The following is a 4,959-nucleotide window of genomic DNA, read 5'->3' as shown; positions in this document are numbered from 1 at the left end:
TTTAGTTTTAGTTTTAGTTTCAGTTACAGGTGTGGTAGCAGCTGTTGATGCCGTAATAGACGGTAAATCAACTAATTTTGATGATACTTCGAGCATGGTGACTCCATATTATTATTCGAATTTTCCTTTCACATACTAGAGCGGTTAAACCAAGTGCTGCAATTTGTTGCATACGTATTCAATATTGAGGCGTTATTTAAGGCAAATATTTTAAATGCGTTGATTGCATTTTTTAGAGTGCGTTTGTTTTTTATCCGATACTGGCCAATATCTAGAAAACGGATATTTAATCGAGGTTTTTATATTTGTATCGCTAAAGACATGCTATATCGCCCGCTAAAAAATCAATGTGAAATACACCTGTTATCTAGATGTTTTATAAATAGGCGGCTTGGTTTGATATGCAACAATTTAGTCGTTATGCGCAATAGTTATTTGTGATGTCTGCAATTGCGATGAAGGTCAGTATTTTACTAATTGTTTGAGTAATAAGTGTTTTTTTAACAATGTTTGTTCTTGCTTAGCACTGCGTTTGTTATGGTTTTATTGAAATGATAATAAGGGAAATACCATGGCAATGAATAGACGTAGTTTTCTTAAGGGGAGTAGTGCATTTGCATTTTCTGCCAGCATTATGGGGTGTTCTAGTGATGATAAGAATATTGAAGAACCTCCAGTAGTAGAACCACCAATTGAAGTACCACCTGAAGAAGGCATTCCAGATGGTGTTTATCACACAACGTGTCCACGTAACTGCGGTGATAGATGTAGCTTGATGGTAACCACAAAAGATGATGTGGCAATATCAATCACAGGTGATACAACACACCCTGTAACAGCGGGAACCCCATGTGTTAAAGGTCATGCCTATTTACAGTCTGTGTATAGCCCAGACCGTATTCAACAACCAATGAAACGCGTAGGACCACGTGGCCCAGGTGCAAGCTTCGAACCTATTTCATGGGATGAGGCATATAGCGCCATTGCAGGCCGCTTAAACGAGATTATTAACACCCATGGTGGTAATTCAATCATTCCTTACTCTTATTCTGGCTATAGCGGTATCAGTGCAGGCTCGGGTCCGAACCGATTCTTTAACCGTATCGGTAGCCGTAACTTGGAGCGTAATATTTGTGCCAGTGCCGGTTATTCAGGAATGAGCTCTATATTGGGTGAGTTTTCAGGCCCAAGTCCAGAAGACTATGTGAATACCAAATGTTTTGTTTCTTGGGGTACCAATGAGCAAGCCACCAATATTCACCACCTTAAATTTATTAATGAAGCCCGTGATAAAGGCGCTAAAATTTTAGTGGTTAACCCGGCTAGAACACCTTTAGCTTCTCAAGCTGATATCTGGTTACAGCCGACTCCTGGTACCGATGCCACCTTAGTTGTGGGTATTAGTAAAGTGCTGATTGAAGAAGGTTTACATGATTCAAACTTTATTGAAGCCCATACCCAAGATTATGATGCATTACTAGCACGTCTTGAAGAGTTTACTCATGAAGAAATTGAATTAGAAACGGGTGTTTCCAAAAGCGAATATCAAGCCTTTGCACGAGCTTATGCAGGTGCTGAATGTGCCATGATCCGCATTGGTTATGGTTTACAACGTACCTTGAATGGTGGCCGAATGGTTAAAGCCATTCCAACGCTTGCAGCGTTAACCGGTAATATCGGCAAAGTGGGTGCAGGTGTTGTGTATCTTAATACTCAAGCTGGTGGGATGTTTGATTGGGCTTATTGTAATGCGCCGCATCTAACACCTGAAGATGCAGTAAGAGACACGGTCAATATGAATGAGATTGGCAGGTCGTTACTACCTGAAGATTATCAACATGAAGACGGTCAAATTGGTCCGCTTGCTTTTGGTGAGCCGTGCGATCCAATTAAAGCAATGATTGTATATTCAAGTAACCCAATGGCAATTGCTCCTAACACTGATCTAATTGAAAAAGGCTTGATGCGTGACGATTTGTTCTTAGTGGGTATTGATTTATTCCAAACCGATACCATGGATTATGTTGATTACTTGCTACCGACGTCTAGTTTTATGGAGCAATCAAATCTCATTGATAGTTATCATTGTTATTACTCTAAGCATAGTGCGCAAGCCATTATGCCACTTTATGAATCCAAACCTGACACAGTCATCTTTAATGAACTTGCTAAAGCAATGGGTTTTGAAGATGCAGAGTTCAATGAGTCGATTGATGAAATTTTACGTAATACTTGGAAAGGTAATATTAGTTACGATGCGCTATTAGAGCAAAAGTGGGATAGCCCAATTGTACCGTATCCATTCCGTAAAGATTACGACTTCCCAACGCCAAGCGGCAAGATTGAATTTAAAGACACCAGCGGCAAGTACTTTGACCCTGAAAAATTCAATCCAGTAATTGATACCGGCACCCCTGAAAGCGATGCTGCTGATAATAAAGGGATGACCGATGCTGAAAAAGCGCGTGAGTTCAGATTAATATCACCAGCGCACCCTAAATTAAGTAATTCTCAATGGGCCAATGTTAAATATATTGCTGGGACATTACCTCAACATACTGTTTATATTCATCCTTTAGATGCTGGCAGCAAAGGGATTAATGAAGGCGATCAAGTGACGTTAACTGCAAGTCGCTATGGTAACCCGAGTGTACAAATTCAATATGTCGCACGGGTTGAACCAATGACACCTGTGGGCACATTGTTTGTTTGGAAAAATGCCTGGAAAAAACTTAATGATAACGGAAGTAATACCGCAGTTAACCAGCTGGCAAACTGTGATTTAACGGATATGAACAACTGTTCTACCTTCCACTCAACCCGTGTCGATATTGCACTGGCGTAATTATAATCATTAAGGAACTTTCTAATGACTGAACAAAAAGTTTTTGTATTTCGCCAAGAAAACTGTGTTGGCTGTGAAGCTTGTACCGTGGCATGTCAGGCTGGCCGACAAGCGAATGAATTTGTTACCTTAAGAGATACCTCACAAGGTGAAAAAACCAATCATTTAGGTAAGCAAGTTGCGGTATTTTTATCGCAATCTTGTCATCACTGTGAAGAGCCTATTTGTGTTGAAAAGTGTCCTGTTGGCGCAATGGTTAAACGCGATGATGGCATTGTCCATATTGACGAAACGCTATGTGTCGGTTGCGGAGCATGTCGTATGGTGTGTCCTTATGATGCACCAAAACTTGACGCTAAGCGTGGTATCTTGTCTAAATGTGACATGTGTAAAGACAGGTTAGATGTCGGTGATAAACCATTTTGTGTTACCGGTTGCCCAGTGCAAGTGTTAGATGTGATGGATCAATCTGAAGCATTAAGTTTGCCTGGGGCAAGTTTAAATGGTGATGGCCATGAAGATTTAGGTACAGGGCCAACAACAGTATTTATTAAATTAAGAAGCTAAGACTAAAGACTTATTTTAAATGCCAACCCTAGGGTTGGCATTTTTATTTAAACAATAGATTTGATGAATGTATTTAGCAGTGTAATAACACTAATGCAAAGTGTTATTAATGAAATGATAGGTAAGTTTAAGTTATATTTAATAAAGCAGGGGCTAAACGGTAAATCTAATATTGGCGCGTTGATTTGATTTTATAATGTGTTTATCCCAGTTATTGGATAATTGAATAACTGATACAGCATGATTAATGAGGTCTTGTTGATGTGATTGATCTACCAATGCAGAAAACTCTCTGGCTAGCGCGATGATGATGTAATCATCTTTCGTTAATATTTCACCATTAAGACTATTGTTGATCAAAATACTGAAACTATTGAAAAATGTAGACATTAACTCTTGTTCACTCAGACGCTTAGGTAGATTGTCGATGCGTCTAAAGTCATTAATAACCATTAGAGAAATCTTTCTGCAAATGGTTTCTAGTGAGCTCCTTGGGTATGAAGAGCCGACCCATACTGAGTGTGGCTTAAGGCTTACTTCAATAGCACTACTAAGCTCTGCAGCACGCCATCTTTCTTTAAAATTCATCAGTAACATAACTTTGCCTATATAAGCTGTAACACATCTATCTTACACAATATTCATAGACCGAATATTTACCTAAGTCACTTTTATTAAAATGTCATAATAATTGTTTAGATAAATAGGAACCTATCACAGACATTTATAATAACCTGAAATAAAATAATGGTAATTAAATAATTTAAACAAATGGAATTTAAATATGAATAACGATGAATACGTTAAAAATATGGCAGGAATGTTTAATTTTCTAGCTGAAGTATTTTATCAAAAACCAAGTGATGAATTAATGGAAACTATTTCAATACTAGAGTTACCCTTATTTATAACAAAAGAAAACAATATATATAATCACTTTAGGGAAAAACTAGATACCTTAAAACAATTGAGCCAAACTTTGGTGCTGGATGACATTAAACAGGATTACAATGCCTTATTTATCAGGCCAAAAGGTAAACTTGCTTATCCATGGGGATCAGTTTATTTAAGCAATAATAATCGTTTGTTTGACCAGTCAACCCTGTTATTTATGGGTTTCTGTAAAAAAAACCACTTGAACTTTAACTTACCACAACATCAACCAATGGATCATTTTGGTTTGATGCTAGTTGCACTGGTGTATTGCTTAGAACTTGACTTGCAAGACGGTCAACAAAGAGTGAAAGAACTATTAGAACAACACTTGCTTAGCTGGAGTGACCGCTTTTTAAGCTTGGTGATTGAGCATAGTACAAGTCACTTTTATGGTGTTTCAGCCCTGTTATGCCAGCTATTGTTAACTGAGCTAACACTTAGTAAGGAGCTTGAGCTAAAGCCCGTCACATTGTACAAGTAAGCTGAACTGACATTGCTTGCATCAAAGATGCTAGCAAAGATGATGAAAAAACCTGCAATAAGGTTAATTATTGCAGGTTTAAAGGCGCTTAGACAGGTTTAAATCTTGCTAGCACGAATTAGCAGCACGA

General features: G+C 38.2%; 4 protein-coding genes. 3 read left to right on the top strand and 1 reads right to left on the bottom strand.

Annotated elements, in window-relative coordinates; genetic code table 11:
* Positions 1–571: 571 nt before the first annotated feature.
* Complete coding sequence (locus tag AB4140_RS10100) at positions 572–2,845, top strand: molybdopterin-dependent oxidoreductase (RefSeq protein ID WP_372000831.1); 2,274 nt, start codon at positions 572–574, stop codon at positions 2,843–2,845.
* A gap of 24 nt (positions 2,846–2,869) precedes the next feature.
* Entirely contained in the window at positions 2,870–3,412 is a 543-nt protein-coding gene (locus AB4140_RS10095) for a 4Fe-4S dicluster domain-containing protein (RefSeq protein WP_372000829.1), read from the top strand.
* 153 nt (positions 3,413–3,565) lie between these two features.
* On the opposite strand, the gene AB4140_RS10090 is transcribed toward AB4140_RS10095, so the two are convergent.
* A complete protein-coding gene (locus AB4140_RS10090; protein ID WP_372000827.1) occupies positions 3,566–4,009 on the bottom strand; it encodes a hypothetical protein in 444 nt (147 codons plus the stop codon).
* Positions 4,010–4,196: 187 nt separating this feature from the next.
* Here AB4140_RS10090 and AB4140_RS10085 point away from each other — a divergent pair, with 187 nt between their 5' ends.
* The gene (locus AB4140_RS10085; protein WP_372000825.1) at positions 4,197–4,829 is read left to right on the top strand and encodes a molecular chaperone; all 633 of its coding nucleotides are present in this window, start codon (positions 4,197–4,199) and stop codon (positions 4,827–4,829) included.
* Positions 4,830–4,959 lie beyond the last annotated feature (130 nt).

The sequence above is a fragment of the Shewanella sp. 10N.286.51.B2 genome (assembly GCF_041469265.1).
Taxonomy (GTDB): domain Bacteria; phylum Pseudomonadota; class Gammaproteobacteria; order Enterobacterales; family Shewanellaceae; genus Shewanella.
Note: the sequence above shows the minus strand (reverse complement) of the source record. Positions and strands in the feature narration are given on the sequence as shown.

Excerpts from the sequence above, each read along its gene's own strand:
- AB4140_RS10100 (WP_372000831.1), top strand. The coding sequence starts at position 572 with ATGGCAATGAATAGACGTAGTTTTCTTAAGGGGAGTAGTGCATTTGCA.
- AB4140_RS10095 (WP_372000829.1), top strand. The coding sequence starts at position 2,870 with ATGACTGAACAAAAAGTTTTTGTATTTCGCCAAGAAAACTGTGTTGGC.
- AB4140_RS10090 (WP_372000827.1), bottom strand. The coding sequence starts at position 4,009 with ATGTTACTGATGAATTTTAAAGAAAGATGGCGTGCTGCAGAGCTTAGT.
- AB4140_RS10085 (WP_372000825.1), top strand. The coding sequence starts at position 4,197 with ATGAATAACGATGAATACGTTAAAAATATGGCAGGAATGTTTAATTTT.